We start from the raw sequence: 25,370 nt of genomic DNA on the forward strand, positions 1-25,370 counted from the left end.
TTGCCGGCTTCCACAGTGACCAGTTTCTACAGGGAATAATTTGTTTTCCTGAATCGAACAGGAGTTTCACATGGCGAAGAAACCCAAGGCTGCCACCTTTATCAAAGACCCGCTCTGGTACAAGGACGCGGTGATTTATCAAGTTCACGTCAAATCGTTTTTCGACTCCAACAACGACGGTATCGGCGACTTTCCCGGCCTGATCGCCAAACTCGATTACATCGCCGAACTCGGCGTCAACACCATATGGCTGTTGCCGTTCTATCCATCGCCGCGTCGCGATGACGGCTACGACATCGCCGAATACCGTGGCGTGCACAGCGATTACGGGACCATGGCCGACGCCAAGCGCTTTATCGCCGAGGCGCACAAGCGTGGCTTGCGGGTGATCACCGAGCTGGTCATCAACCACACCTCCGACCAGCATCCGTGGTTTCAACGGGCGCGCAAAGCCAAACCGGGCTCGGCGGCACGGGACTTTTACGTGTGGTCGGATGACGACCAGAAATACGACGGCACGCGGATCATCTTTCTCGACACCGAAAAGTCCAACTGGACCTGGGACCCGGTCGCCGGCCAATACTTCTGGCACCGTTTTTATTCCCATCAGCCGGATCTGAACTTCGATAATCCGCAAGTGATGAAAGCCGTGCTGTCAGTGATGCGCTACTGGCTGGACATGGGCATCGACGGCCTGCGCCTCGACGCGATTCCGTACCTGATCGAGCGTGATGGCACCAATAACGAAAACCTGCCGGAAACCCACGACGTCCTCAAGCAGATCCGTGCCGAAATCGATGCCAATTACCCCGACCGCATGTTGCTGGCCGAAGCCAACCAATGGCCGGAAGACACCCAGTTGTATTTTGGCGATACCGACGCGCATGGTTTGAATGGCGACGAATGCCACATGGCCTTTCACTTCCCGCTGATGCCGCGCATGTACATGGCGCTGGCCCAGGAAGATCGCTTCCCGATCACCGATATTTTGCGCCAGACCCCGGAAATCCCCGCCAACTGCCAATGGGCGATTTTCCTGCGCAACCACGATGAGCTGACGCTGGAGATGGTCACCGACAAGGAGCGCGATTACCTGTGGAACTACTACGCCGCTGATCGCCGGGCGAGGATCAACCTCGGCATTCGTCGGCGGCTGGCGCCGTTGATGGAGCGTGACCGTCGCCGCGTCGAGTTGCTCAACAGCCTGCTGCTGTCGATGCCGGGCACGCCGACCCTGTATTACGGCGATGAAATCGGCATGGGCGACAACATCTATCTTGGCGACCGCGACGGTGTGCGCACGCCCATGCAGTGGTCCATCGACCGCAACGGCGGCTTCTCCCGCGCCGACCCGGCCAGCCTGGTGTTGCCGCCGATCATGGACCCGCAATACGGCTATCTGTCGGTCAACGTCGAAACCCAGGCCGGCGACCCGCATTCGTTGCTCAACTGGACGCGGCGCATGCTCGCAGTACGCAAGCAATCCAAAGCGTTTGGCCGTGGCACGTTGAAAATGCTCTCGCCCAGCAACCGACGGATTCTGGCTTATACCCGCGAATTCACCGACGCCGATGGCAAACACGAAATCATTCTCTGCGTGGCCAACGTGTCGCGCAGCGCCCAAGCGGCGGAACTCGACTTGTCGGCCTACGTCGGCATGGTCCCGGTGGAGATGCTCGGCGGTAACGCCTTCCCACCCATTGGTCAGTTGAATTTCCTCCTGACCCTGGCACCCTACGGTTTTTACTGGTTCGCCCTCGCGGCGGAAAACCAGATGCCGAGCTGGCATGTGGAACCGGCGCAGAGCCTGCCGGATTTCACCACCCTGGTGTTGAAAAAACGCATGGAGGAACTGCTCGAGGCGCCAGCCCGCGCGACCCTGGAGCAGGGCATTCTGCCGAGCTGGCTGCAAAACCGCCGTTGGTTCGCCGGCAAGGACGCTGCCATCGACAAGGTGCATCTGGCCTACGGCGTGCGGTTCGGCGACGCCGAGCATCCGGTGCTGCTCAGCGAGATCGAAGTCACCAGCGGCGGCCAGACCCACCGTTATCAACTGCCGTTTGGCTTTATCTCAGAGGATCAGGTCGGCGCGGCGCTGCCTCAGCAACTGGCATTGGCCCGCGTGCGTCGGGTGCGTCAGGTCGGTTTGATTACAGACGCATTCAGTCTCGAAGCGTTTATCCGCGCGGTATTGCAGGGTATGCAGAACAACACGGTGCTCGAATCGGCGGACGGTCAAATCCGTTTCGCGCCAACGCCGCTGTTGGAGAAACTGGGGTTGGGCAGTGAGTCCGAGGTGCGTTATCTGTCGGCCGAGCAATCAAACAGTTCGGTGGTCGTTGGCAACAGCGTAGTCCTTAAGCTGATCCGCAAAGTCGCTTCTGGCGTACACCCGGAACTGGAGATGAGCGCTTACCTGACCGCTGCCGGATTTGCCAATATCTCCCCGCTGCTGGGCTCGGTGATCCGCCATGATGCGCAGGGCGAAGACAATCTGTTGATGATCGCCCAAGGCTATCTGAGCAATCAGGGCGATGCGTGGGAATGGACGCAAAACAACCTCGAACGAGCATTGCGCGATGAGCTGGCCGATGCCATGTCCGAGCAGGAACAGCATTACAACGCCTTGGGGGAGTTGAAGGATTTTGCCGGGATGCTCGGTCAGCGCCTGGGCGAAATGCATCAAGTGCTGGCGGCGCCGACCGACAATCCCGACTTTGCACCGCAAATCAGTACGGCCAAGGACATGCAGGCCACCGGCAAGGACGTCGCCGCTCAGGTCGAACAGGCGCTGAAACTGCTCAAACAGCATCAGGGCGAACTCAGCGCGGCGGATCAGAAGCGGGTTAAACGACTGATCGACGAGAAAAAAACCATCCTTGCCCATGTGCAGGATCTGGCGAAAAAAGCTGTCGGCGGTTTGCGGATCCGTGTCCACGGTGACCTGCATTTGGGTCAGGTGCTGGTGATCAAGGGCGATGCCTTTCTGATCGATTTCGAGGGCGAACCTGCACGGCCATTGAGCGAGCGTCGTGGCAAACACAGCCCGTACAAGGATGTCAGCGGTGTGCTGCGTTCTTTCGATTACGCGGCAGCCATGACCATCAACGTGCACAACGTCGACCACAGCGCCGAATCCGAAGCCTCACGTCATCGTGTGGCGGATCGCTATTTGCAGGAGGCGCGAGAGGCATTTGTTCAGGCATATCGCCGGGCGGCAGCTAGTCTTGATCATGCTTGGCAAGATCCTGAAGGCGCCGACGCCGCACTGGCGTTGTTCGGCCTGGAGAAGGCGGCCTATGAAGTGGCCTATGAAGCCGAAAATCGCCCCGCGTGGCTGCCCGTGCCGTTGCACGGTTTGTATGGGTTATTGACGGGGCTTAAACCCTTTTCCGATCTTGGTGGAGAGTAGTCATGAGTTTCTCGAACAAGGAACAGGGTCAAGTCAAAGACGCATTGCTGCCCACGGCGAAGGACATCGACGCCCTGGTCCGTGCTGAGCATCACGATCCGTTTTCCATTCTTGGCCCGCACGGCGATGGCGCCGGCGGACAATTCATTCGCGCTTATCTGCCCGGTGCGTTGAATGTTTCGGTGCTGGACAAAGAGACCGGGCAAGAGCGCGGCGCGCTTGAGCAGACTGAAACGCCGGGGCTGTTTGTCGGCCACTTCGATCAGACACGGCCGTATCAATTGCGTACCCGTTGGGCCGGTGGCGAGCAGGTGGCGGAAGACCCCTACAGCTTCGGTCAGTTGCTGGGCGAAATGGATTTGTATCTGTTTGCCGAAGGCAATCACCGCGACCTCAGTTCGTGCCTCGGCGCGCAACTGACCACCGTGGATGGCGTCGACGGCGTGCGGTTTGCCGTGTGGGCGCCGAATGCCCGACGGGTCTCGGTGGTGGGTGACTTCAACGTCTGGGATGGGCGCCGGCACCCGATGCGCCTGCGTCATCCGTCCGGGGTATGGGAGTTGTTCATCCCGCGCCTGCAAGCGGGGGAGTTGTACAAATACGAAATTCTTGGCACTCACGGGATTCTGCCGCTCAAGGCTGACCCGATGGCGCTGGCCACCAGCCTGCCGCCGGATACCGCGTCGAAAGTCGCCGCGCCGCTGCACGTCGACTGGCAGGATCAGGACTGGATGAGCAGCCGTCGCGAGCGGCAGCAACATTCGGCGCCGCTGTCTATTTATGAACTGCACGCCGGTTCCTGGCAGTGTGAACTGGACGATCTGGGTGAAGTAGCGCGCCAGTACACCTGGCCGGAATTGGCAGAGCGATTGATTCCGTATGTGAAGGAACTGGGTTTCACCCACATTGAGTTGATGCCGATCATGGAGCACCCTTTCGGTGGTTCCTGGGGGTATCAGTTGTTGTCGCAATTTGCGCCGAGCGCCCGTTACGGCACGCCGGAGCAATTCGCCGAGTTCATCAACGCCTGCCACCAAGCCGATATCGGCGTGATTCTCGATTGGGTACCGGCGCATTTCCCCACCGATACCCACGGCCTGGCGCAATTTGACGGCACCGCGCTGTACGAGTACGGCAATCCGCTGGAGGGTTTCCATCAGGATTGGGACACGTTGATCTACAACCTCGGGCGCACCGAAGTACACGGTTACATGCTGGCGTCGGCGCTGCATTGGTTGAAGCATTTCCACATCGATGGCCTGCGAGTCGATGCGGTGGCTTCAATGCTCTATCGCGACTATTCGCGCAAGGCCGGCGAATGGGTGCCGAACCGGCATGGCGGGCGGGAAAACCTTGAAGCCATCGATTTTCTGCGGCACTTGAACGACGTGGTCGACCTGGAGGCCCCGGGTGCACTGGTAATCGCCGAGGAATCCACGGCGTGGCCGGGCGTCAGTCAGAGCACGCAGCAGGGCGGTCTGGGCTTTGCCTACAAATGGAACATGGGCTGGATGCACGATTCGCTGCATTACATTCAGCAGGACCCGGTGTACCGCGCCCATCACCACAATGAGTTGAGCTTCGGCCTGGTCTACGCCTGGTCCGAGCGTTTCATTCTGCCGATCTCCCACGATGAAGTGGTCCACGGCAAACACTCGTTGATCGACAAGATGCCCGGCGATCGCTGGCAGAAATTCGCCAACCTGCGGGCCTATCTGAGTTTCATGTGGACCCATCCGGGCAAGAAGCTGCTGTTCATGGGCTGCGAGTTCGGCCAGTGGCGCGAGTGGAATCACGATCAACAGCTTGATTGGTATCTGTTGCAGTATTCCGAGCACAAAGGCGTGCAGAAACTGGTGGGCGACCTCAACCGTCTCTATCGCGAAGAGCCGGCATTGCACGATCAGGATGACGCGCCGCAGGGTTTCCAGTGGTTGATTGGCGACGATGCGATCAATAGCGTTTATGCCTGGCTGCGTTGGAGCAAGGACGGTAAACCCGTGCTGGTGGTGGCCAACTTCACCCCCGTGCCGCGTCATTCCTATCGTGTGGGTGTGCCGTTCGCCGGGCGTTGGAGCGAGTTGCTCAACAGCGACGCTGATACTTATGCCGGTTCCAACTATGGCAACGGTGGCGGCGCGTTTACCGAAGAAGTGCCTAGCCATGGCCAGGCGTTGTCGCTGGAGCTGAATTTGCCGCCGCTGGCGGTGTTGATCCTCAAGCCTGAGGGTTGATCCCACACCGAGTCGCTGCCTTCGCGAGCAAGCCCGCTCCCACAGAGGAATGCATTCCAGATGTGGGAGCGGGCTTGCTCGCGAAGGTGTCAGCTCAGACGCCGGGAAACCGAAGCCTCACCAACGCATCCGTACGCCGAGGCTGCCAATCAAGCCATTCAAATCATTGTCATCGACATCACTGCTGTAATCGGCACTCACATACAGGCTCACCGCCGGCGTCACCCGAGCCACCAGCCCCAGTCCCAACTCGACGGTCGATGATTTGCGGCTGCTGCTGATCTTGTCGACCTTATCCAGAGTCACCGTGCTGCCGGTATAGACCGTGTGCCAGAGATTGGTGCGCAGGTACGGCTCGACCGGCAGACCACTCAAGTCATAGCTACCTTTCAAGCGTGCTCCGACGCGGCCGCTCCAGGCTGAGAGGTCTTTGGACGTTGCGTGGCCTGAGCCAGCGTTGGGGGTGTCGAGGGTGATGCGCTGGTTGACCAATTGCGCCTGGGGTTCGATCACCCAGTTTTCACTCAAACCAATCGGGAAACCGCCTTCGACCGAGAACGTCATGGCGCTGCCTTCTGTGGCCTGCCGCGCACCTCGTTGATCGCGGCTGAATCCGCTGACTCGTCCACCGCTGGCCGACAAGTCGACGTGCCATCCCCGCGCACCGATCAGGCTGTAATAGGCCCCCAGGCGTTGGCCTTGCAAGTTGAGGGTGTCGGTGGTCGGGTCGGCCAGGGCGCGGCTGATGATTTGCCCATTGCCATTGGCTTGAATCTGGTTCGGACCGCCCATCAGGCCGATTTTCTGCGTAGGGCCGCCGCCGCTTTGCAGAGTCAGTACGGCGGGGCCCTTCCAGTCAGAGCCGCCGGGCATCGCGAAACCCGAAGACACCACATCGGTTTGCGCCTTTCGGGCACTTTGTCCGTAGAGCAGGTCCCAGGCGCCTGGCGCGAGTTCTTCGGTGATCAGCCTCGCAATTTGCCGATCAGATAGGGGATTGAACCGTTGCCGGTCCGGGGTGATGACCGTCGCAGGCAATGTGATGACGGGGACGTTCTCTCGATACCACGGTGTCGCTTCATCCGCCGCAGGGGCTGCCTGCGCCTCCATGGATGAGCACAGCAAGAGAAAACTCGAGACTGTGCAGAAAGTAATTTTGATCTCGCGTGGGGTGATTGAAGTTCTCATGGAGGCCTACCTTGCAAGCGCATGCGGCATCTCGATGTGGCGTCTCTCCTACCCCGAACGAGGGGCGACCGAATGGAGCGGGCAGATCCATGGCCGCTCGATTTCGCGAGTGTCCGATGGTTCGGCCCGGAGGGTTATTCCGGGGGTAGTAAGGTTGAGATAAGAAGAACCACAGGCATGCGTCAAGAAATTGATCGATGAGTGGTCGGTGTTATTTAGGTTTTGTAACTGTTTGTTTATTTGAATATAACCAAGTGGTTGTTTGTGTGGCTCGCGGCAGTGAAAACCCCGATGCAGAGGGAATGTATTGTTGACGGACGGTTTTTCGGTTGATCCAGGTTCCGACATTGCCGAACGCACCGCATAAACCGTTGCTGTCAATATTTCGAATATTGGCCGGATATCAAGGGCGTGAGTTACGACAATCGCCCGGAGCGAAACGTCCAGGTGAGTCATCACGCAGAGCCGAAAAGCAGGCTTGTCCGTTCGGCAGCTACAGATGCACTTCAACGGCCAGCGGCAAGTGATCCGACAGGTGCGTCCACGGCTTGTTGCCGAGGATCTGCGGGTCATGGCTGCTGGCGTTGCGCAGGTAGATCCGGTCCAGTCGCAGCAATGGAAAACGCGCCGGATAGGTTTTGGCAGGGCGGCCATGATGGCGCTCGAAGGCTTCGTGCAAATAGTCGCGCCGGGCGAGGGCGACGTTGCCGTGAAGCTGCCAGTCGTTGAAGTCTCCGGCGATGATCACCGGCGCGTCATCAGGCAAGGATTCAAGCAACTGGCAGAGCAGTTGCAACTGCAATTGGCGATGGCTTTCCAGGAGACTCAAATGCACGCAGACCGCATGGACTTCGGCATGCCCCGGCACATCCAGCACGCAGTGCAACAAGCCACGGCGCTCGGGGCCGGTGATCGACACGTCGAGGTTGCGGTACTCGCGGATCGGGTATTTGGACAGCAGCGCATTGCCGTGATGGCCATCGGGATAAACCGCGTTGCGCCCATAGGCGAAATCGCTCCACATGCTGTCGGCGAGAAATTCGTATTGCGAGGTTTGCGGCCATTCGTTGTAGCGGTTCGAATGCCGTTCGTGTTCACCCACTACTTCCTGCAAAAACACCAGATCGGCCGAAGTACTGCGTACGGCTTCACGCAACTCCGGAAGAATGAAACGTCGGTTGAGTGCGGTGAAACCCTTGTGGGTATTGACCGTCAGCACGCGCAGGCGATGGATGACTGAATCGCCGACGACGTGACGATTGGGGGCGCTGGACACGGTGACTCCTGTGAATCCTGAGTGCGTATTCATGCGACTGGTGGGTGGGGGTGGCGGTTCCTTCTGAATCAACACCGCCAACTAGTGTAGGAGCTGTCGAGTGAAACGAGGCTGCGATCATTTGGTCTTGTTGTTCTGGATCAAATGATCGCAGCCTTCGGCAGCTTCTACATCAGACGCGCAATCGAATCTGCCGCCCAACACATCCATGTGGCGGCTTGGCCTGGAATACTGGCGTAGGTGCATAGAGTTCGGAGGCAGCGGAGACTGGGGAAAATTGGAGAAAGCTCTGCGCGATGAGGTGCATCATCAGGCGCAGAGCCTGGAGTAGATTTGTGGGGATCCCTCAGGGGCTGGCCCCGTTTAACATGTATTGGCCATTCCAAAGCGTTGAGGATCGTAAACGAAGTATTCTTGGTTGTTTATAGAGATTGAATAAAAGGCGAAAAATAAACTCATCGCCTTTTGTTTTCTTTGTCAAGAGCGTCTCAATACAAGTAATTTGCATTGAGCTTCAAGTCATGGATCCATGGCAATAACTTTAATAGTGTCAGTGCCGGACGCATATAGGCGGTTGTTTCGATAGTCAACAGGCCCGCCCCCCGTTTCAAAAGGATATTTTTTCAAAGTCCGACCTCCGGCGGCATCAATCACAGTGCCCTCGCTATATGTTATTTGGGTTTCGCTAGTGTTAATGACAAATGCGGTTGCTTTAATTTCATTTAAAGGGCGGATTGTCCTGATGGGCTGCATTTGTAGAACATCAACAACTGTTATGGTTGGTGTCCAGGATAAAGTATTTCCAATTGCATAAGCGCGAGTTCCTGATGCATTAAAGTGCAATGTGTAAGGGCGGCTGTTAATGTTTATTCTGGCGACAGTTGAGTGCGTTTTTGTTTCAATGATAGCCAGTGTGCCAGCATTGCCAACCCAGATCACAATATATAAATATTCGCCATCAGGAGTGTAATCAATCATTTTGGTGTTGCTTCCTGCTTCAGTTATTTCGCGAGTAATTCTTTGCGTTGATATATCAACTATCGCTGCCTGAATATTGTAGAGGCTTGAATTTATACCGCCATATCCGACCGCAAGGGATTTGCCATCCGGACTCACCGCTAAATAATGGGGTGATTGATTTATCTTTATATCTCCAATAATCTTTAGATTGGTCGTGTCAATAATGGTGATATTTCCGCTTTGTGTGTATCCAATAAATAACTGCTTTCCATCAGGGCTTATGGCCATTCTTGGCCATGAGAGGGCGATAGGGGGAGTCTGAATATGATTTGAAACTTTCCTTGAAATCAGATCTACGACTTTAACCAAAGAAGCCGAGGGAACAAGGACATAAAGCGTAAGCCCGTCGGGGCTTAAAGCTTTTTCAGTGCCACCCGTTCCGATTGATATGTCCCCCTCAGAGATTGCGGGGAAGACCGTTACCTTCGCGGATGCTATTGCCCCTTCACTGACAGCATTCAGCGCGTACTCTCCAGGAACCATAGACGCCTGTACGCCCTTCACTATTACAAGGCCTTGCCCATCAGCTATGAATTCACGCTCCCCCCCAGTGCCATCGGCGAAAAACATTCCACTGGCGAGTGTCAATATTACAGGTGCCTCTGGACGAGGCGTGCCATCCAGTTTGCTTGCGAATATCTCAATATCTTTCAGCCGTCCTCCGGGTGACGATCGATAGGGCTGATTTATAAAAGAAAGTACATTCGCCGTTACATTCACCGTCCAGGCTTCGGAGGTCGCACCATCGCCATACAACGCCTTGGCTGTAAAACTGTGCGCCGCTACGCTCAGGCCTGTAACGGTTAATGTCCAGATCCCTGTTGCTTGATCCGTGTCGGGTTGACCTTTGGACGTGATCCCATCGAGGATATCGACTTTTTGGCCCTTGGCGGCACTGCCGGTCAGAGTCACGGCTGTTTCCGCGGTGGTGCCGCCGGGTGGGATTTCCACGCCGCTCGGCGAGCCTTTGACCGAGGTGATCGTCGGTGCTGTGGCGGCTATAACGGTCAGTAACCGAACATTCGAATACACCGGGCTTACGGCATACAGTGCCTTTGCATACAACCGGCGACTACCCTCTGGTACGGTGATGGTTTTCTCCCATTCGCCTGTTGTTTCATGTGCTGGCGCAGTCCCTTTGGACACGGCAGACGCACCGTTGCCATCAAAAATCTCGACGGTCTGGCCTTTGCTGGCCTTGCCTTTGAGTTTCAGCGTGGTGCTGATGGTGGACGTGCCCTCCGGCACTTCTTTATTGCTCGCATCCAGCACATTCACCAGCGTCGGCACCACTAGCTCTATCGACTTGATGCTGTAAGTTCGATCCGGAAACACCGTGGCCGTTGCCGGGTTGTCGCTCTTGTCCATCGACACCTTGTACTTGATTTTCAGCGTGGTGCCATGCCCGAGTTCTTTGAGGTAACTGTTGGCCAGTGCTGCGGGCCAGAAGCCCTGGCTGACCCACGTCGCATTGACATTGGCGTCTCCGCCGTTCCAGATTGTGAGGTTGTGAGGGCTGGCGTCGGCCTTCTGACCTTCCAGGCTCATCCAGACCTGTTGGCCCGCCTCGATCAGTGTGGAGCAACCCGTGAAGGGTCGCGTTTTTGCTGCCCAACGCGTTCACGTCCAGGACGTTGTTGGCATCGGCCTCGACGATCTTCGGCGGGATCAGCGCCGTCGCCGGTAGCGTCAGGATGTTCAGAGACAGCGGCAGGGAATTACTGGAGGCGCCATTATGTTCGATGACATAGATGACGGTCACCGGTTTGCCAAGGCTGTAAGCCAGGACTGATCGCGGCACCGCGATTTCCAGACCGGCGCTGACAAGCCGTTGAGGGCTGGTGTAGGTACCCGCAGCCGGTGTCTCGGCTGCGCCTTGCCAGATCACGTTCAGCTTATCGTCAGGCAGCAGCGAACCCTGCGGCACCAGCACCCGGACTTCCGGTTGGGTCGGACTGAAGTTGTTGCCGGTCTGGCCCTTGACGGTTGGGGCGGGCAACGTGAGGCGATTCAAATGCACGTCCACCGTCACTACATCCGACCAGGTCGGAGGGCCGGACGGATTGGTCAGATAGTCGACCACGCGGAATTTGAATTCGAAGTCGGAATCGTCGCCGCCTTGTTCCAGCTTCTCTTTAGGGATCGGGATCACCACGCTTTGCGGAACCGGCGGTAGGGGAGACGTGCTGTCTGGTGTCAATGTGTGGGTGACACGCGCGCCATTACAATAAATAGAAATCGTGTCGTACCAATTCATGTTCTTGTAGCTGACCGTGACCGAAACCTTGTTCGCTTGCTCGGGGCCGATGCTGGAGTGGCTGACGCTGAGGTTCAGGACCGGGGGCGTGTCGCCGGGTGGCGAGGTGCGGTGAAGCAGGATGAGTTCATCGGTGAAATCGCAGTTGCCGGAAGTACGTTTGACGCTGAACTTGATTTTGTTCAGGCCTTTTTGAAACCATTCCGGCGGAATGTAAAGTGGCGTGTTGTCAAGCTCCTTGCCTTTGGCAATAGTGGTGTCATCCGCCTTTTCATCGTTCAACCAAAGCGTGATTTTGTCGTTTTCTGATTGGTTGTCATACGCCAGCATGAGTATCTGAAATCCCTCTTCCTCACTCGCGTCGTCGAAGGCAACGCCACCGTGGACTCCCTCACTAGCAGGGACGAGGGGGATCATCTTGGGTGCTTTCGGAAGGGGCAGTGCCAAGGGGTCAATCGTGCGGGTGCTGGTCATCGCCATCTCCAGGCTGAATAGGAAAATGCCATGGCGACAGATGACGCTAATCAGCAATGTTTGTCACCTGTCAGATCTGACAGGTGCGCGCGGTTTCCGGACGAATGGTTACGCGGTCGGGAAGGGGAAAATCTTCCCTCAGACACACGGGTTAGCCCCTAGGGGAGCGGGCTTGCCAGCGATGAGGGTACGCAACTCAGCATCTGATTGGCTGACCCACCGCGATCGTTGGCAAGCCCGCCCACGAAAGATGTTGGCGAAGGTGCTACCTGTGGCCTTCAGACGAAAACGATTTCATAGGGCAAACGCATCCGTTCCAGAATCACCGGCGGCAGCATCGGCGCGATGCCAATCGCCGGTTCGCCCTTGAGCTGGCTGGCGTAGGCGTGGGTGGCGTGGCTTTTGCGCGCCACGGTCCAGGTGTCGAGGCGCAGTTTGCGTGCGCGATCCCAGGGGATCAGTTTTTGATCGCGCTCAGGCCAGTGCCACGCCCAGACCGGCACATCGTGGAAGGTCGCCCCGGCCAGTTCGGCGGCTTCGGCGGCAGCACGTCCGACCGCCTCATGATCGTCGTTGCCATCGCCGCGCCAGGTGCTGAATACCACGTCGCCGGGGCGCAGGTAACGGCCGATGAACCCGGCCAATTGGCTGTGCTGATCGCTCAGTGCGTTGTCGGTGAAACCGCCGCGTACCCATTTCAGGCTGTGCATGGGTAAGCCGAGGCGGCGCAGGGCTTCGACGCTTTCCTGCGGGCGGAACACGCTCAGGCGTTTTTCCGACCACTGTCGTGAACCGGGATGGCTGGCGCTGCCGTCGGTGATCGAGAGCAGTTGCAGCGGATGACCGAGGCTTGAGAGTAATTGCAGCAGGCCACCGCACGTCACCACCTCATCGCCGGGATGCGGGGCGATCACCACGGCGCGGGCACCGGGTGGCACCAGGCTGCGGGTGTTGATGACGGGAATGTTGTGCAGTTGCGGGGCGCTGTTCCAGATTTGCGCCGACGGGCTGTTTTCGATGAGCGATAACGGTTTCATGGGTGCGACGTCCTTGTGTTGTTTCGCCCTCAATCGTGCCCACAGCCATAAACCTGTGACGCGGCCGACCCGTGAAGGCTGGTTGATTGCCATGCGACGCTCCGAACCCTGGATTGCCGCGCAGCACAGTATTGCTCATGATGTGACGTTCGTCGCGCCACAGATCAATCTGATACGGTTTTTTTTATTACATCTGTGCCAGGTTTCGCAAGTAGTCGCCAAATCCACCCCGGGCCCGGCTGTCGAAACGAGCGCTGGTGTGGACTTGCGGACGATGGCTCCAGGCGATGTTCGCACCGGTCAGTTCCAGATCCCGCACCAGGTGCACATCTTCGTCGCACGCCAGCGGTTTAAAGCCTCCGGCCCACCGATAGGCATCGGCGCTGACGCCCAGATTGGCGCCATGAATATGCCGATGGCCCTCACTGGCCCGATAGTGCCGGTGATAGCGAATTTGCGCCGCTTCATCGAATGATTCATGCCAGTGCTCGACGGTGACCGTGCCACACACCGCATCCGCGCCCAGCCCGATTTGCGCCACCAGCCAGTCATCGGCGACGCGACTGTCGGCGTCGGAGCAGGAGATCCAGCGTGCCCCGCGCTCCAGCAGCACCTGAGCGCCGACGGCGCGGGCCTGACCGACATTGCGTGCGTCGATATTCAGGCTCAGCACCGGATAACCGCTGACAATCTGCGCCGAGCGGTCGGTACAACTGTCGAGCACCACCAACACTTCGACCCGCTCACCGGCGAGCAAACCGTGCCGGCTGGCGCGCATGGCCGCGCTCAGGCATTCGTCGAGCAGGTCTTCTTCGTTGTGCGCCGGGATCAAAATGCCAATCATCGCAAACCCTCCAACGCCGCCACCGAGCGCGGCTCGCGGCTCCATACTTCAAGAATGAAATCAGCCTCCTGATGCAGTGCCACGCGTGGCAGATTCAACTGCTCATGGATCAGGTCGTGAACCTGTCGGGCGTTTAGCGGACAGCCGTCGATGGGCGGGCGCCAGTGACAGGCGAGGAGTTGGCCGTCGGCGGTCAGGGAATCACTGATCCGGCGAATCACTTCTGTCAGATCCTTGCCGTCGAGGTAGTAGCCGATTTCGCTAAATACAATCAGGTCGAATTTTTCTTCCGGCCAGTCACCGGGCAGACGGTTTTGACGCACTTGGGCGTGGTCAAAAAGACTTAAACGGGTTCGCGCCAGTGTCACTGCCGCGCTGGCGGTGTCGCAACACAACAGTCGATCACAGCGCGTCGCCAGTTCGGCGCTCAGTTCGCCGTTCGCACAGCCCGGTTCGAAGATCGCCCGATAGTGCGCACGAGGCAGTGCGGCGAGGGTGATCGCCCGTTTGCGCTGTTCGTACCAGCGCTGACGAAATGCCCACGGGTCGTCGTTGCCGGCGAACAAGCCTTCGAAATAACGATCTTCAACGCTCATAGGAATACCACCTCGAAAGGTTGCAGTAAGCGGTCAAGCACATAGGGCGCCAATACCGGCGCGAGCCTTGCCTCGGGATCACCCTCCAATTGGCTGGCAAAGGCATGGACGGCGTGGCGTTTGCGGGCGATTTGAACCGGTGACAGGAGAATCTTGCGCGCCCGCTGCCAGGGCACCAGCGCGTCTTCGGGCGTTGCCCAGTGCCACGTCCATACGGGCAGTTCGTGGCACGTCGCGCCGACTCTGCGCGCTGCTTCAGCGCTGGCGCGGCCGACGGCTTCGTGGTCGCAATGACCGTCCTCGATCCACGTGGTAAAAATGACGTCATCGGGGCGCAGATGGTGTTCGATAAACGCGCTCAGCTCGGATTCTCGCGCCGCCACCTGCGTGTCGCTGAAACCGCCGCGCAGCCATTTCAAACGATGCATCGGCAGACCGAGGCGCCGCAGCGCTTCAGCGGACTCCTGTGGCCGGATCACGCTCAGGCGCTCCACCGGCCAGCGCGTGGAACCGGGGTGGCTGGCGCTGCCGTCGGTGACCGAGATCAGTTGTAACGAGCGGCCGGCAGCGGCGAGCACTTGCAGCAGGCCGCCGCAGCCCAGCACTTCATCGTCCGGGTGCGGCGCGACAATCACCGCGCGAGCCCCCGGAGGTACCAGACTGAGGATATTGATGCTTTGCATATCGGCCAGATGCTGTGAACTCTGCCATTGCTGCAAGGACGTGCCTTGGCCGACGATGGGATTGGTTTTCATAGCGCCCATGCTCCGTCAGGTTGCGCGGCAACCATTTGGCCGAGGGCGGCGAGGTCCCGTTCGGCGTGGCTTTGGCGCAGGAACACCGGCAAATCGGCGATCAACCGGGCGAAGTGCCGATCCTTGCAATATGGCCCGGCCCCCAAGGCGCGGCCGACTTCGCGGATCACCTGTTCGACAGACTGTTCAACCACGGCCCGGGCACGCCGGGCCAGCAGTTGGGTATCGGCTTGCGGATGCGCGTCGATCTGCAGGGCGCTGAAACGCAAGACATCGGCGGCTGCCTGCAAGGCGCTATCGACCGCGCCCAGATGGGCGAGGGCATGCGGCTCCTGCCGTTGCGCACATGGCTGGCGCAGGCGTTCGGCAATCTGCCGCGCGGCGCCGTACCAGCAGGCAGCAATGCCGATCCCGCCTTGCCAGAAACCCGGTCGTTGCAGGTAATCGCCGGGATTGCCGATGGCTTGAGCTTCGGCGCCGTCGAACAGCACCTCGACACTGCCCGTGGCGCCCATGCCCACCGCCTGCCAGCCTTGATCGGTGATGGTCACGCCGGGTTGATCGAGGGCCACGGCAACCAGTTGCTGCTGATCATCAGCGTCCCACGCGGTGAGCAGCGCATGGCTGAGTACCGCGGCGCCGGAACACCAGGCCTTGCGGCCGTTCAGTTCCACCATATGCCCGGCGGGTCGCACCTGCACCCGCGCTTGCGGCGGTTCTGCCGCCCACATGCCCCACGTGCTGCCGGGCGTTGGCGCGCCTGCCAGTTGCTCGATGATCGCTAACGCGTCGGTGTGGCCCTCGTAAAGTTTGCACAAACCCAGATCATGCCCACCAACATCGGCCAGACGCTGAAATCGCTCCAGCGTGCTGCCGCTGCCGGGTAACGGCAATCGGTCCAGCCCGGCCTCGACCAACGCCCGCAGGCACAGGCCGAGCGAGGCTGTGTCTGCGTAGTCCGGCGGACGGCGAGCGAGATAGCTTTGCAAGTCCATGTCAGTCTTCTTCTTCGCGTTGCAATTCAAACAGCAGCAGTGAACGGCCAGTGACCGAGTATTCATGACCGAACTCGAAGCGTTCCTGGCCACGAATCGACGGTTGATTGGTATCGACCATGCACGTCCAGAAACTGCCCTCAGGAACCTCCGGCAAGGTGAAGTTGACGATGTCGTGGTGCGCGTTGACCACCAATAGCAGCGTCGCATCAGCACCTTTGCGACGGATGCCGGTTTCCTGTGCGCGGCCATCGAGCAGCATGCCCAGGCAGCGGTTGTGCGCGTCGTGCCAATGCTCGGTGGTCATCTCGGTGGCGTCCGGCGCGAGCCAGGTCACGTCTTTGACGCCGATGTCCTCGTTGTACTCGCCGACCAGAAAACGTCCACGGCGCAGGATCGGATACGCCAGACGCAGCTTGATCAGACGTTTGACGAATTTGAGCAACGCCTGGCCGTCTTCGCTCAAGTCCCAGTTGACCCAGCCGATCTCGCTGTCCTGGCAATAGGCGTTGTTATTGCCGTCCTGGGTTCGGGCGAATTCGTCACCGGCAACGATCATCGGCGTGCCTTGGGCCAGCAGCAGGGTGGCGAAGAAGTTGCGCATCTGCCGGTGGCGCAGGGCGTTGATGTCAGGGTCGTCAGTCGGGCCTTCGACGCCGTGGTTCCACGACAGATTATTGTTGCTGCCGTCCTGATTATTCTCGTCGTTGGCTTCGTTGTGTTTGTCGTTGTACGACACCAGATCGTTGAGGGTGAAACCGTCGTGAGCGGTGATGAAGTTCACCGACGAATACGGCCGTCGTCCGCGCTGGTTGAACATCTCACCGGAAGCGGTCATGCGGCTGGCAAAGTCGGCCACTTGGCCGTCGTCACCTTTCCAGAATGCACGCACGGTGTCGCGGAACTTGTCGTTCCACTCCACCCACCCCGGCGGGAAGTTGCCGACCTGATAGCCTCCGGGGCCACAGTCCCAGGGCTCGGCGATCATTTTTACCTGACGCAGCACCGGATCCTGGCGGCAGGCAACAAGGAAGCTGTGACGCTCGTCGAAACCGTCGTGGTAGCGGCCCAGAATGGTCGCCAGATCGAAGCGGAAACCGTCGACATGCATTTCGCTGGCCCAGTAGCGCAGCGAGTCGGTGACCATTTGCAGCACGCACGGGTGGCTCAGATCCAGCGTGTTGCCGGTGCCGGAATCGTTGATGTAGAAGCGTTTGTCATCCGGCATCAAGCGGTAGTAGGAGGCGTTGTCGATGCCGCGCATCGACAGGGTCGGGCCTTGTTCGTTGCCCTCGGCCGTGTGGTTGTAGACCACGTCAAGGATCACTTCGAGGTTGGCTTCGTGCAGGTGCGCGACCATCTCCTTGAATTCGGCGATCTTGCCGCTGGCCAGATAGCGCGGGTCGGGGGCGAAAAACGCGATGCTGTTGTAGCCCCAGTAATTGGTCATGCCCTTGTGCAGCAGGTGCTGGTCATTGACGAACGCGTGGATTGGCAAAAGCTCAACGCTCGAAACCCCGACACTGCGAATGTGCTTGAGCACATCGTCGTTCATCAGCCCGGCGAAAGTGCCGCGTACGTTTTCCGCAACCGAGGGGTGCCGCATGCTGATGCCGCGCACGTGGGTCTCATAAATAATGGTCTTGTCCCACGGCACGCTGACGCGCTGGTCGTTGCCCCAGGTGTGCGCCGGGTCGATGACTTTGCACTTGGGCACGAAGGGGGCGCTGTCGCGTTCGTCGAAGCTGAGGTCGGCGTCGGGGTGGCCGATGGTGTAGCCAAAGAGCGCCTCCGACCACTTGAGTTCACCGACCAGCTGTTTGGCGTACGGGTCGATGAGCAACTTGTTGTGGTTGAAGCGGTGGCCGTTGGCCGGGTCATACGCGCCGTAGACACGGTAGCCGTAGATCAGCCCCGGATGTGCGTCGGGCAAGTAGCCGTGGTAGATCTCGTCGGTGTATTCCGGCAGTTCGATGCGTTCTAGCTCGACTTCACCGGCGTCATCGAAAATGCACAGTTCAACTTTGGTGGCGTTGGCGGAGAACAGGGCAAAGTTCACCCCCAAACCATCCCAGGTCGCGCCGAGCGGGAAGGGCAGGCCTTCGCGGATTCTCGAGGGTTCGGCGTGCTGTGTGGGCTCGGCTTTCTTTGGATGGGTCATGATTGCTCCTGCAAAACAGATGAATTCTGGGCTGACACGCGGGGTTGTGCATGTTTCTTGAGGGCGAACGCCCCCTCTGTGGCGAGCAAGCCCGCCACAGGATCATTGAGTTCAATAATCGCGAGAGCGTCAGTTCGCCGGAGGCTTGCGCGGTGCGCGCGGCTTTTTCTCGGCGGTTTTTTCGCCCGGCGGGACGACTTTTGCGGCGCTCGCTGGCTTGGCTTTGGCCGGGGTTTTGGGCTTGGCTGCCGGCGCTTTCACCTCGGCGGTCTTGGCAGCAGTTTTGCTGCCGGCAGCCTTCGGCGATTTCTTCGGTGCCAGCGCTTCAGCCTCGGCCAATTTACGCGCCATCTCCCAGTGACGCGCTTCATGACCTTCGGGTTTACCTTCGGATTCCCAGATCTGATAGGCGAATTCGCGGATGCGTTTATCGTCGGTGCTCATCGTAATGCTCCTGAACTGAACTCGTGCTTACGTTAAGTGTTGGATAAAGAGATTCACCGGGACATCCCCCAGCGCGTCGCTGACATTCAGCTCCCTGTTTTTTGTGACTGCGCTGCTTGAAAAAAGTCCCTTCAGGTTTGCGTCAGAGGCGGCGAACGGTAAAACCACCCGAGTGTCGCCCCAGCGCAGCGCATCGACCTGAGGTACAGCACTGTTTTCCAGCAGTGTTGCGCAACGGATCGGCACGATCACGATGGCCTGCCTGTCCTCATGCTCGCGGGCAAACGCGAGTACGTTGTGCGCCTGGCTGCCCAGTACCTCAAGGGCCTGGTATGCGCCACGCCGAAACAGCTCCGCGTGTTCAGCGCGCAGGTTCAGCACTTGAGCGATCAAGGCTTGCTTGATACGCCCGTCACGCCAATCGGTCAGCAGCGCCGAGGTCGGCGCGGGTGCCGGCAAGGCCTGCTCGCGAGCGGCGTAATCCACCGGCCGGCGGTTGTCCGGATCAACCAGGCTGAAGTCCCAGAACTCGTTGCCTTGATACAGATCCGGCACCCCCGGTACCGTCATGTGCAGCAAGGTTTGCGCCAAGCCGTTGAGCGCGCCGGCAGCAGCGATGCTGTTGACGGTCTTGCTCAGTGCAGCGCGCAGCAACTCACCTTCATCGCCGGTCAGCAGTTTTTCGGTGAACGCCTGCGTGGCGTTTTCATAGGCTTCGTTGGGCGCGCTCCAACTGCTTTGCAGCTTGGCCTCGCGCAGGGCTTTCTGTTGCCACTGCCAGATGCGTTTGGCGTAGTCGGCGAAACCGGCCTGATCGTCATCCTGTAAATCCAGCGGCCAGCTACCGATCAGCGCCTGGTAGAGGATCAGTTCGTCGCCGGTCGACGGCATTTGATCATCAAGGCGCACCGGGCGGGCGAGGGCGCGCCACAACTCGATCTGTTCGGCGTACCAGTGGCTGCGCTCGCTCAGCACCGCGAGGCGTGCGCGGGTGTCTTCGCCGCGTTTGTGATCGTGGGTGGCGGTGGCCAGCAGGTTGTCGGGAAACTCGGTCAGGCGTTGCTGATTGATCGCATGGAAATCACTGACCGGTGCGCTGAACTGTTCGGTGTTGTAGCCCACATCATTGCGCGACAGCAGCACGGCTGAGCGGTACAGCGCAGTGTCTTCCACGGCTTTGGCGGCCGCCGGTGACGTCAGTTGCTGAAAGCGTACGCAGGCATGCTTGAGGATTTTGCGCGAGCGCCCGCGGGGCTTGCGTCGCCACGGCGTGCCACCGAGCCAGGCCGCCACGCAGTCAAGCACCGGCCAGTCGCCTTCGCCCAGCGTCTGCCGGGCACCGTCCATGGCATGCTGGAAAATTTCATCGTCTTGCGCCGAACGACCCATCGCGCTGATGTAGGTGCGATACACCGGGAAATGCACGATCAACGCCTGCAAGACCCGGCGGATTGCGCCGAGGGTCAAGTCGCGGGTCATCAGGTCATCGCGGGCCACTTGCAGCAACGCCTGAGCGACGCTTTCGCAATCGCTGGCCAGCGAACCGTTGAGGATCTGCTGACGGGCAAGCTGCGCCTCTTCGATAAACGCAGCCGGGCGTTCGGTGCGCCGCTGCCACAGCTCACCGAGCACGTGTTCGCCATCCGGATCGTGTTGCAGCAGGGACAACTGATTCATGAACTCATAACCGGTGGTGCCGTCCACTGCCCAGTCGCGGCGCAGGGTTTCGCCGGCACCCAGGATTTTCTCGACGTAGATTGGCAAATGCCTTCCCGGCGCCAACCGATCCAGACGTCGGCGCAGCTTGCGGCAATAACCGCGTGGGTCGGCGAGGCCGTCGATGTGGTCGATGCGCAAGCCGTCGACCAACCCCTCGGCGACCAACTGGAAGATTTTGCCGTGGGTGGCCTCGAACACGGCCGGCCGTTCGACACGCAAACCACCGAGCTCGTTGATGTCGAAAAAACGCCGCCAGTTGATGTCATCCGCGGCGGTGCGCCAACTGGCCAGGCGATAACTCTGGCGCTCCAGCAACTCATGCAGCTTGTGAAAGCCTTCTTCGGTGGTGGAGTCGTAATGCGCCAGATGGCTGTGGATGGCTGCCAGTGTCCGCGGATCACTCGCTCGCTGTTGCAACTCTTCCTTAAGTGGAGCCGCCAGCGAATGGGCGTCGGTTTGATAGCTGAGGGCACTGAAACGATCCGCGAGGGTTTTCAGTGTTTCATCAGGCTTGAGCAGCTCGCCGTAATCATTCGGGCAGATCGGGAAGTGATGGTCGTAATGCTCGACGTGGAAGCTGCCGGTTTGTGCGTTGAAATGCAGCTTCAGGGTGCCTTCCTGCAACGCGACGCCGTAATCGCTGCCCAGAAACGGCAGCAGCAACTGGCCTTCCATCAGCGGGTCAGGCGAGTGCCATTGAATGTCGAAAAATTCCCCATAGGGACTCAATCGCCCCCATTCCAGCAGGTCGAGCCACCACGGGTTGTCGCTGCCACCGACGGCCATGTGATTGGACACGATGTCGAGGATCAAGCCCATCTTGTGTTCACGCAAGGTGCTGACCAGGTGCCGCAGGGCTGGTTCGCCGCCCAGTTCCGGGTTCACTTGAGTCGGGTCGACCACGTCGTAACCGTGCATGGAGCCTGCCCGCGCGGCGAGCAGCGGCGAAGCGTAAATATGGCTGATGCCGAGCCGGGCGAAATACGGCACCAGGGGCACCGCGTGTTCAAGGGTAAAACCTTTGTGAAATTGCAGTCGCAGGGTGGCGCGTAGCGGTTGGATGAGCGTTTGATTCATTGGTCACGCTCGGCAGCCTGAAGACGTGCACACGCCAGGAGTTCCAGACGTCGCGCGGCATCTGCGCCATCGAGCAACGTTTCGCTGTTGCCCGGCAAGCGCCGCGACCAGTTGGGGTGGGTATCGATCGTGCCGGGCAAGTTCGCCTGCTCATTGATGCCCAGCGCATCTTCCAGAGGCAGCAACACCAGCGGTGCGCGGGTATGGCCGAGGAAACGCACACTGGCATCGATTACTTGGTCGGCCTCGTGGGACTCCTCTCGAAAATTCTGCGGGTCCTGGCTCAACGCGCTGCGCAGGCCTTCGCGTTCACGTTGACGGTGATGACGCCATTCGATTTCGCCATTGGCGTCGACAAAACCCAATCGCGCATTCCAGTCGATGTCGCGACCATGCCACCAGCCATTGAGTGTCGGCAGGTCATGGGTGCTGGTAGTGGCCAGCGCATTGTCCGGCCAGTCGAGGATCGGTTTGAAACGGGTGTTGTCCTGTTCGAACAGCAGCACGCGCATGCCCAGAATCGAGCGAGCGATGAGTTTTTCCTGAAGCCCCTCCGGTACGGTGCCGAGGTCTTCACCGAGCACGATGGCTTGATGGCGATGGGATTCGAGGGTCAGCAGGCGCAGCAGGTCGTCGACCGGGTAATACAGGTACGCGCCGTCGGCCGGCGCCGCGCCGTTGGGGATGACCCAAAGACGTTGCAGGCCCATGACATGATCGATGCGCAGGCCGCCAGCGTGGGCAAAGTTGGCGCGCAGCATTTCGATGAACGCACGAAAACCATTGCGGATCAGGCCTTCGGGGGAAAACGCGGAAATCCCCCAGCCTTGTCCTGCGCGATTGAGGATATCGGGCGGCGCACCCACGGTCAGTGAAGCGAGCAGTTCATCCTGAAAACTCCAGGCTTGGCTGCCGGCGCCGTCGGCACCCACCGCAAGGTCAGCGATCAGGCCAATGCCCATACCGGCGCTGCGGGCGGCGCTTTGTGCGCGCTCAAGCGAGCGGTGGATCAGCCATTGGCAGAAGGCGAAGTAGGCGATGCGTTCGGCGTATTCCTCGGCAAAGGCTTCCAGGGCAGCGCCACGCGGGTCGTGCCAGTGCTCGGGCCATTCGCGCCAGTCGAGGCTTTCGCCACGGGCGGCGCGCATTTCCTGGATCGCTTCAAAGCGGCAGTGGTTTTCCAGCGCTTCGCCACCGGCATGACGGAAACTGGCAAAGTCCGGATGCAAGGGGTGCTCGCCGGCGACAAAGCCTTCGTACAGCGCTTGCAGCAATTGCTGTTTGGCGTCGGCGGCGGCTGGCCAGTCGATCAGTTTCAGGTCTTGCAGTTGCGTAAATTGCTCAGCCAGACCTGCGGCGTCGATGGCATCACGCACGGCGCGCTCGCCGAGAATCGCCCCCGGTGCGGCGTACAGGGCGTTAAGGAACAGGCGACTGGATGGCGAATAAGGACTGTAGCGTCCGGTGTCGGCGCTGAACATCGCGTGCAGCGGGCTGATCGCCAAGGCTTCGGCGCCCCGTTCACCGGCCACGCGAGCGAGTGCTTCCAAGGCTTGCGTGTCGCCGAAGCCGCCGTCACCTGGGCGGCGCAACGAATACAGTTGCACGCTCAGGCCCCACACACGCGGGATCGGATTGTCCACCGCATCGCCGACGCTGAAGCAGCGTTCGGGGGCGACGGCCAGCGTGAAATATTGATCGCCGATGTGCACTTGCTGATAACCGACCGGAATCAGCCCGGGCAGTATCGCTTGCGCATCCAGTTTCAGGTTCAGTCGCGAACCGTCTTCGAGATGAATCTCACAAGGCGTTAGAGGTGCGAAATAGCGCGCCAGATCAACGCCAGCGCCGACATCGCTGGTCAGCAACGGGGGCAGGTGACGGTCTTGCTGGACTTGTTGCAGTTCAAGCAGGCTGGCGTCGATTTCCTGCGTCGTACTGGCAGGGTGGCCGAGCCCGATCAGGACATTGCGCAACACCGCCGGAGCGACTTTTTGCGGGCGGCCGTTGGCGTCGATCCAGTCGACGGCAAGGCCGGCGCGGCTTGCAAGAATTTCCAGTTGCGCATCGCTCATAGGCGCTCTCCATCCAGAGGTTGCAAAGGGGTTGCGGCCGTGAGGCTGACGAGCGCGCAATACGGGGGCAACAGGCCCTCATCCGATAACTCGACGGCACCGGGCTGTTGAAACAGCCACACCGCGTCGGTTCGTGGAGGGTTGACCACCGCCGTATTGCTGAGGTTCAGGTCAATTCGCAGTTCGCTGCCATTGCCCAGGCGCCAGCGTGCGCTGACGGCGCCGTGGCCGAGCAGGTGCGCGCCCAACGCTTGCGTCCCGGGAAGGTGGGGAATGATGTGCTGATGGCGCAATTGCAGGAGTTGCCGATACAGCGCGAGGGTGTCCTGCTGTTTGGCAGTACCGTTGCCTGTCAAACGTGGCTGTGAAGCGTGGAAGGTTTGCAAGGCGTTGGGATCGGGAATTTGCTCGCGCTTGTGTGGGTCGGTGAAGGCGCTGAACGCGGCAAACTCGTTGCGCCGGCCTTCGCGCACCAACTGCGCGAGTTCGTCGTGATGGCTGGTAAAGAACAGGAACGGCTGCTCGGCGGCAAACTCGTCGCCCATGAACATCAGTGGAATCATCGGTGACAACAGCAGCAACACGGTGGCCGCTTGCAGTGCACGCGGATCGGCGAGCTGATGCAGACGTTCGCCGAAGGCGCGGTTGCCGATCTGGTCGTGGTTCTGCAAAAACAGCACGAACGCGGTGGAAGGCAAATGTTCGCTCGGCTCACCCCGGGGTTCGCCATGGCGAGTGATATGCCCCTGGAACACGAAACCCTGGCTCAGACAACGCACCAGTTGCTCGGTGGGTTGTTGGGCGTAGTCGGCGTAATAGGCGTCGGTTTCGCCGGTCAGCAGCACATGCAGGGCGTTATGGCCGTCGTCATTCCACTGCGCATCGTAATTTTCTTCCAGCAGGCTGGACTGATTCAGCTCGTTTTCGACGGTCAGCCAGACATGGCGACTCGGGTCGATTTGCTGGCGTACCTGCTGGGCCAGTTCGGGGAGGAAATCCGGACTGTCTATGGCGTGTACCGCGTCCAGACGCAAGCCGTCGAAACGGTATTCGAGCAGCCACATCAAGGCGTTTTCGATAAAGAAATCACGGACCTCGGAACGGCGAAAGTCGATCGCTGCGCCCCATGGCGTGTGTTTGTCTTCGCGAAAGAATCCTTTGGCGTAGCGGTGCAGGTAATTGCCGTCCGGGCCAAAGTGGTTGTAAACCACATCCAGAATCACAGCCAAGCCATGGCCGTGAGCGCTGTCGATCAAATGTTTGAGTTGTTCCGGGGTGCCGTAGGAGGCTTGCGGCGCGTAGGGCAGGACACCGTCATACCCCCAGTTTCGCGCACCGGGGAATTGCGCCAGCGGCATCAGTTCAATGGCCGTGATGCCCAGCGCGGCGAGGCGCTCCAGATGTTGCTCGACTTCAGCGAAACCGCCGAGCGCACCGACGTGCAACTCGTAGATCACCGCCTCGCTCCAGGGCCGGCCGTGCCAGGTGCTGTGTTGCCATGGGTAGGCGAGGGGGTCGACCACCACGCTCTGGCGATCAAGGTCGCCATCCTGCGCTCTGGAGGCCGGGTCCGGCACCTCCAGTTCGCCATCGATGTTGTAGCGGTAACGGCTGCCTGCCGCGCAGCGGGTCTGGATCACAAACCAGCCATCGGCCTGAGGCAGCATCGGCACAGAACGTCCGTCTTCGAGTTCGACACTGACGTAAAACGCATCCGGCGCCCATAGCGCGAACTGCGTGTGTTCGGCATCCAGCATGATTGCGCCGTGGGGCCAGGTTTCTTGGGTCCGTAACGGCATTGTTGAA

Annotated in this window: 16 protein-coding genes; 2 read left to right on the plus strand and 14 right to left on the minus strand. The window is 59.7% G+C overall.

Annotated features, from left to right (window positions below; genetic code table 11):
• Positions 1–70 precede the first annotated feature (70 nt).
• Together treS and glgB are read left to right on the plus strand one after the other, a co-directional pair.
• Positions 71–3,412: a maltose alpha-D-glucosyltransferase gene (gene treS, locus ACIOWA_RS16860; RefSeq protein ID WP_339507685.1), complete on the plus strand. Its 3,342-nt coding sequence runs from the start codon at positions 71–73 to the stop codon at positions 3,410–3,412.
• 2 nt (positions 3,413–3,414) lie between these two features.
• Entirely contained in the window at positions 3,415–5,646 is a 2,232-nt protein-coding gene (gene glgB, locus ACIOWA_RS16865; RefSeq protein WP_401160825.1) for a 1,4-alpha-glucan branching protein GlgB, read from the plus strand.
• A gap of 117 nt (positions 5,647–5,763) precedes the next feature.
• Here glgB and ACIOWA_RS16870 read toward each other — a convergent pair whose 3' ends face one another.
• From ACIOWA_RS16870 to treZ, 14 genes are all read right to left on the minus strand, one after another.
• Entirely contained in the window at positions 5,764–6,834 is a 1,071-nt protein-coding gene (locus ACIOWA_RS16870; RefSeq protein ID WP_401160827.1) for an autotransporter outer membrane beta-barrel domain-containing protein, read from the minus strand.
• A 493-nt stretch (positions 6,835–7,327) separates the two neighbouring features.
• A complete protein-coding gene (locus ACIOWA_RS16875) occupies positions 7,328–8,143 on the minus strand; it encodes an endonuclease/exonuclease/phosphatase family protein (RefSeq protein ID WP_401160829.1) in 816 nt (271 codons plus the stop codon).
• Positions 8,144–8,629: 486 nt separating this feature from the next.
• Complete coding sequence (locus tag ACIOWA_RS16880; protein ID WP_401160831.1) at positions 8,630–10,420, minus strand: YncE family protein; 1,791 nt, start codon at positions 10,418–10,420, stop codon at positions 8,630–8,632.
• Positions 10,383–11,861, minus strand: a complete 1,479-nt coding sequence (locus ACIOWA_RS16885) for a hypothetical protein (RefSeq protein ID WP_401160833.1) — start codon at positions 11,859–11,861, stop codon at positions 10,383–10,385. The genes ACIOWA_RS16880 and ACIOWA_RS16885 overlap by 38 nt, the downstream gene beginning before the upstream one ends.
• 278 nt (positions 11,862–12,139) lie before the next feature.
• Positions 12,140–12,898, minus strand: coding sequence for a PIG-L family deacetylase (locus ACIOWA_RS16890; protein WP_339465796.1), 759 nt, complete (start codon positions 12,896–12,898; stop codon positions 12,140–12,142).
• A 187-nt stretch (positions 12,899–13,085) separates the two neighbouring features.
• On the minus strand, positions 13,086–13,742 hold the full coding sequence (locus ACIOWA_RS16895) for a glycosyltransferase (protein WP_339495644.1): 657 nt from the start codon (positions 13,740–13,742) through the stop codon (positions 13,086–13,088).
• Complete coding sequence (locus tag ACIOWA_RS16900) at positions 13,739–14,338, minus strand: SAM-dependent methyltransferase (protein WP_339465794.1); 600 nt, start codon at positions 14,336–14,338, stop codon at positions 13,739–13,741. The genes ACIOWA_RS16895 and ACIOWA_RS16900 overlap by 4 nt, the downstream gene beginning before the upstream one ends.
• Positions 14,335–15,093 carry a PIG-L deacetylase family protein gene (locus ACIOWA_RS16905; RefSeq protein WP_401160836.1) on the minus strand — a complete coding sequence of 253 codons (759 nt, stop codon included), beginning with the start codon at positions 15,091–15,093 and terminating at the stop codon, positions 14,335–14,337. The genes ACIOWA_RS16900 and ACIOWA_RS16905 overlap by 4 nt, the downstream gene beginning before the upstream one ends.
• A complete protein-coding gene (locus ACIOWA_RS16910; protein ID WP_401160838.1) occupies positions 15,090–16,088 on the minus strand; it encodes an acyl-CoA dehydrogenase in 999 nt (332 codons plus the stop codon). Before ACIOWA_RS16910 ends, ACIOWA_RS16905 begins: the two co-directional genes overlap by 4 nt.
• 1 nt (position 16,089) lies before the next feature.
• A complete protein-coding gene (glgX, locus tag ACIOWA_RS16915) occupies positions 16,090–18,249 on the minus strand; it encodes a glycogen debranching protein GlgX (protein ID WP_339495646.1) in 2,160 nt (719 codons plus the stop codon).
• Between the two features lie 129 nt (positions 18,250–18,378).
• Complete coding sequence (locus tag ACIOWA_RS16920; RefSeq protein WP_401160840.1) at positions 18,379–18,693, minus strand: DUF2934 domain-containing protein; 315 nt, start codon at positions 18,691–18,693, stop codon at positions 18,379–18,381.
• Positions 18,694–18,720: 27 nt separating this feature from the next.
• On the minus strand, positions 18,721–21,489 hold the full coding sequence (locus ACIOWA_RS16925; RefSeq protein WP_401160842.1) for a malto-oligosyltrehalose synthase: 2,769 nt from the start codon (positions 21,487–21,489) through the stop codon (positions 18,721–18,723).
• Positions 21,486–23,564: a 4-alpha-glucanotransferase gene (gene malQ / locus ACIOWA_RS16930; RefSeq protein WP_401160844.1), complete on the minus strand. Its 2,079-nt coding sequence runs from the start codon at positions 23,562–23,564 to the stop codon at positions 21,486–21,488. Before malQ ends, ACIOWA_RS16925 begins: the two co-directional genes overlap by 4 nt.
• Positions 23,561–25,363: a malto-oligosyltrehalose trehalohydrolase gene (treZ, locus tag ACIOWA_RS16935; protein WP_401160846.1), complete on the minus strand. Its 1,803-nt coding sequence runs from the start codon at positions 25,361–25,363 to the stop codon at positions 23,561–23,563. Before treZ ends, malQ begins: the two co-directional genes overlap by 4 nt.
• Positions 25,364–25,370 lie beyond the last annotated feature (7 nt).

The organism is Pseudomonas sp. NPDC087614 (assembly GCF_044743485.1).
Taxonomy (GTDB): Bacteria; Pseudomonadota; Gammaproteobacteria; order Pseudomonadales; family Pseudomonadaceae; genus Aquipseudomonas; species Aquipseudomonas baetica_A.

Coding starts and splice junctions, on each gene's coding strand:
- ACIOWA_RS16910 (WP_401160838.1), bottom strand. CDS start 16,088: ATGGACTTGCAAAGCTATCTCGCTCGCCGTCCGCCGGACTACGCAGAC.
- ACIOWA_RS16885 (WP_401160833.1), bottom strand. CDS start 11,861: ATGACCAGCACCCGCACGATTGACCCCTTGGCACTGCCCCTTCCGAAA.
- glgX (WP_339495646.1), bottom strand. CDS start 18,249: ATGACCCATCCAAAGAAAGCCGAGCCCACACAGCACGCCGAACCCTCG.
- ACIOWA_RS16895 (WP_339495644.1), bottom strand. CDS start 13,742: ATGATTGGCATTTTGATCCCGGCGCACAACGAAGAAGACCTGCTCGAC.
- ACIOWA_RS16900 (WP_339465794.1), bottom strand. CDS start 14,338: ATGAGCGTTGAAGATCGTTATTTCGAAGGCTTGTTCGCCGGCAACGAC.
- treS (WP_339507685.1), top strand. CDS start 71: ATGGCGAAGAAACCCAAGGCTGCCACCTTTATCAAAGACCCGCTCTGG.
- ACIOWA_RS16905 (WP_401160836.1), bottom strand. CDS start 15,093: ATGAAAACCAATCCCATCGTCGGCCAAGGCACGTCCTTGCAGCAATGG.
- ACIOWA_RS16920 (WP_401160840.1), bottom strand. CDS start 18,693: ATGAGCACCGACGATAAACGCATCCGCGAATTCGCCTATCAGATCTGG.
- ACIOWA_RS16890 (WP_339465796.1), bottom strand. CDS start 12,898: ATGAAACCGTTATCGCTCATCGAAAACAGCCCGTCGGCGCAAATCTGG.
- ACIOWA_RS16875 (WP_401160829.1), bottom strand. CDS start 8,143: ATGAATACGCACTCAGGATTCACAGGAGTCACCGTGTCCAGCGCCCCC.
- treZ (WP_401160846.1), bottom strand. CDS start 25,363: ATGCCGTTACGGACCCAAGAAACCTGGCCCCACGGCGCAATCATGCTG.
- glgB (WP_401160825.1), top strand. CDS start 3,415: ATGAGTTTCTCGAACAAGGAACAGGGTCAAGTCAAAGACGCATTGCTG.
- ACIOWA_RS16870 (WP_401160827.1), bottom strand. CDS start 6,834: ATGAGAACTTCAATCACCCCACGCGAGATCAAAATTACTTTCTGCACA.
- ACIOWA_RS16925 (WP_401160842.1), bottom strand. CDS start 21,489: ATGAATCAAACGCTCATCCAACCGCTACGCGCCACCCTGCGACTGCAA.
- malQ (WP_401160844.1), bottom strand. CDS start 23,564: ATGAGCGATGCGCAACTGGAAATTCTTGCAAGCCGCGCCGGCCTTGCC.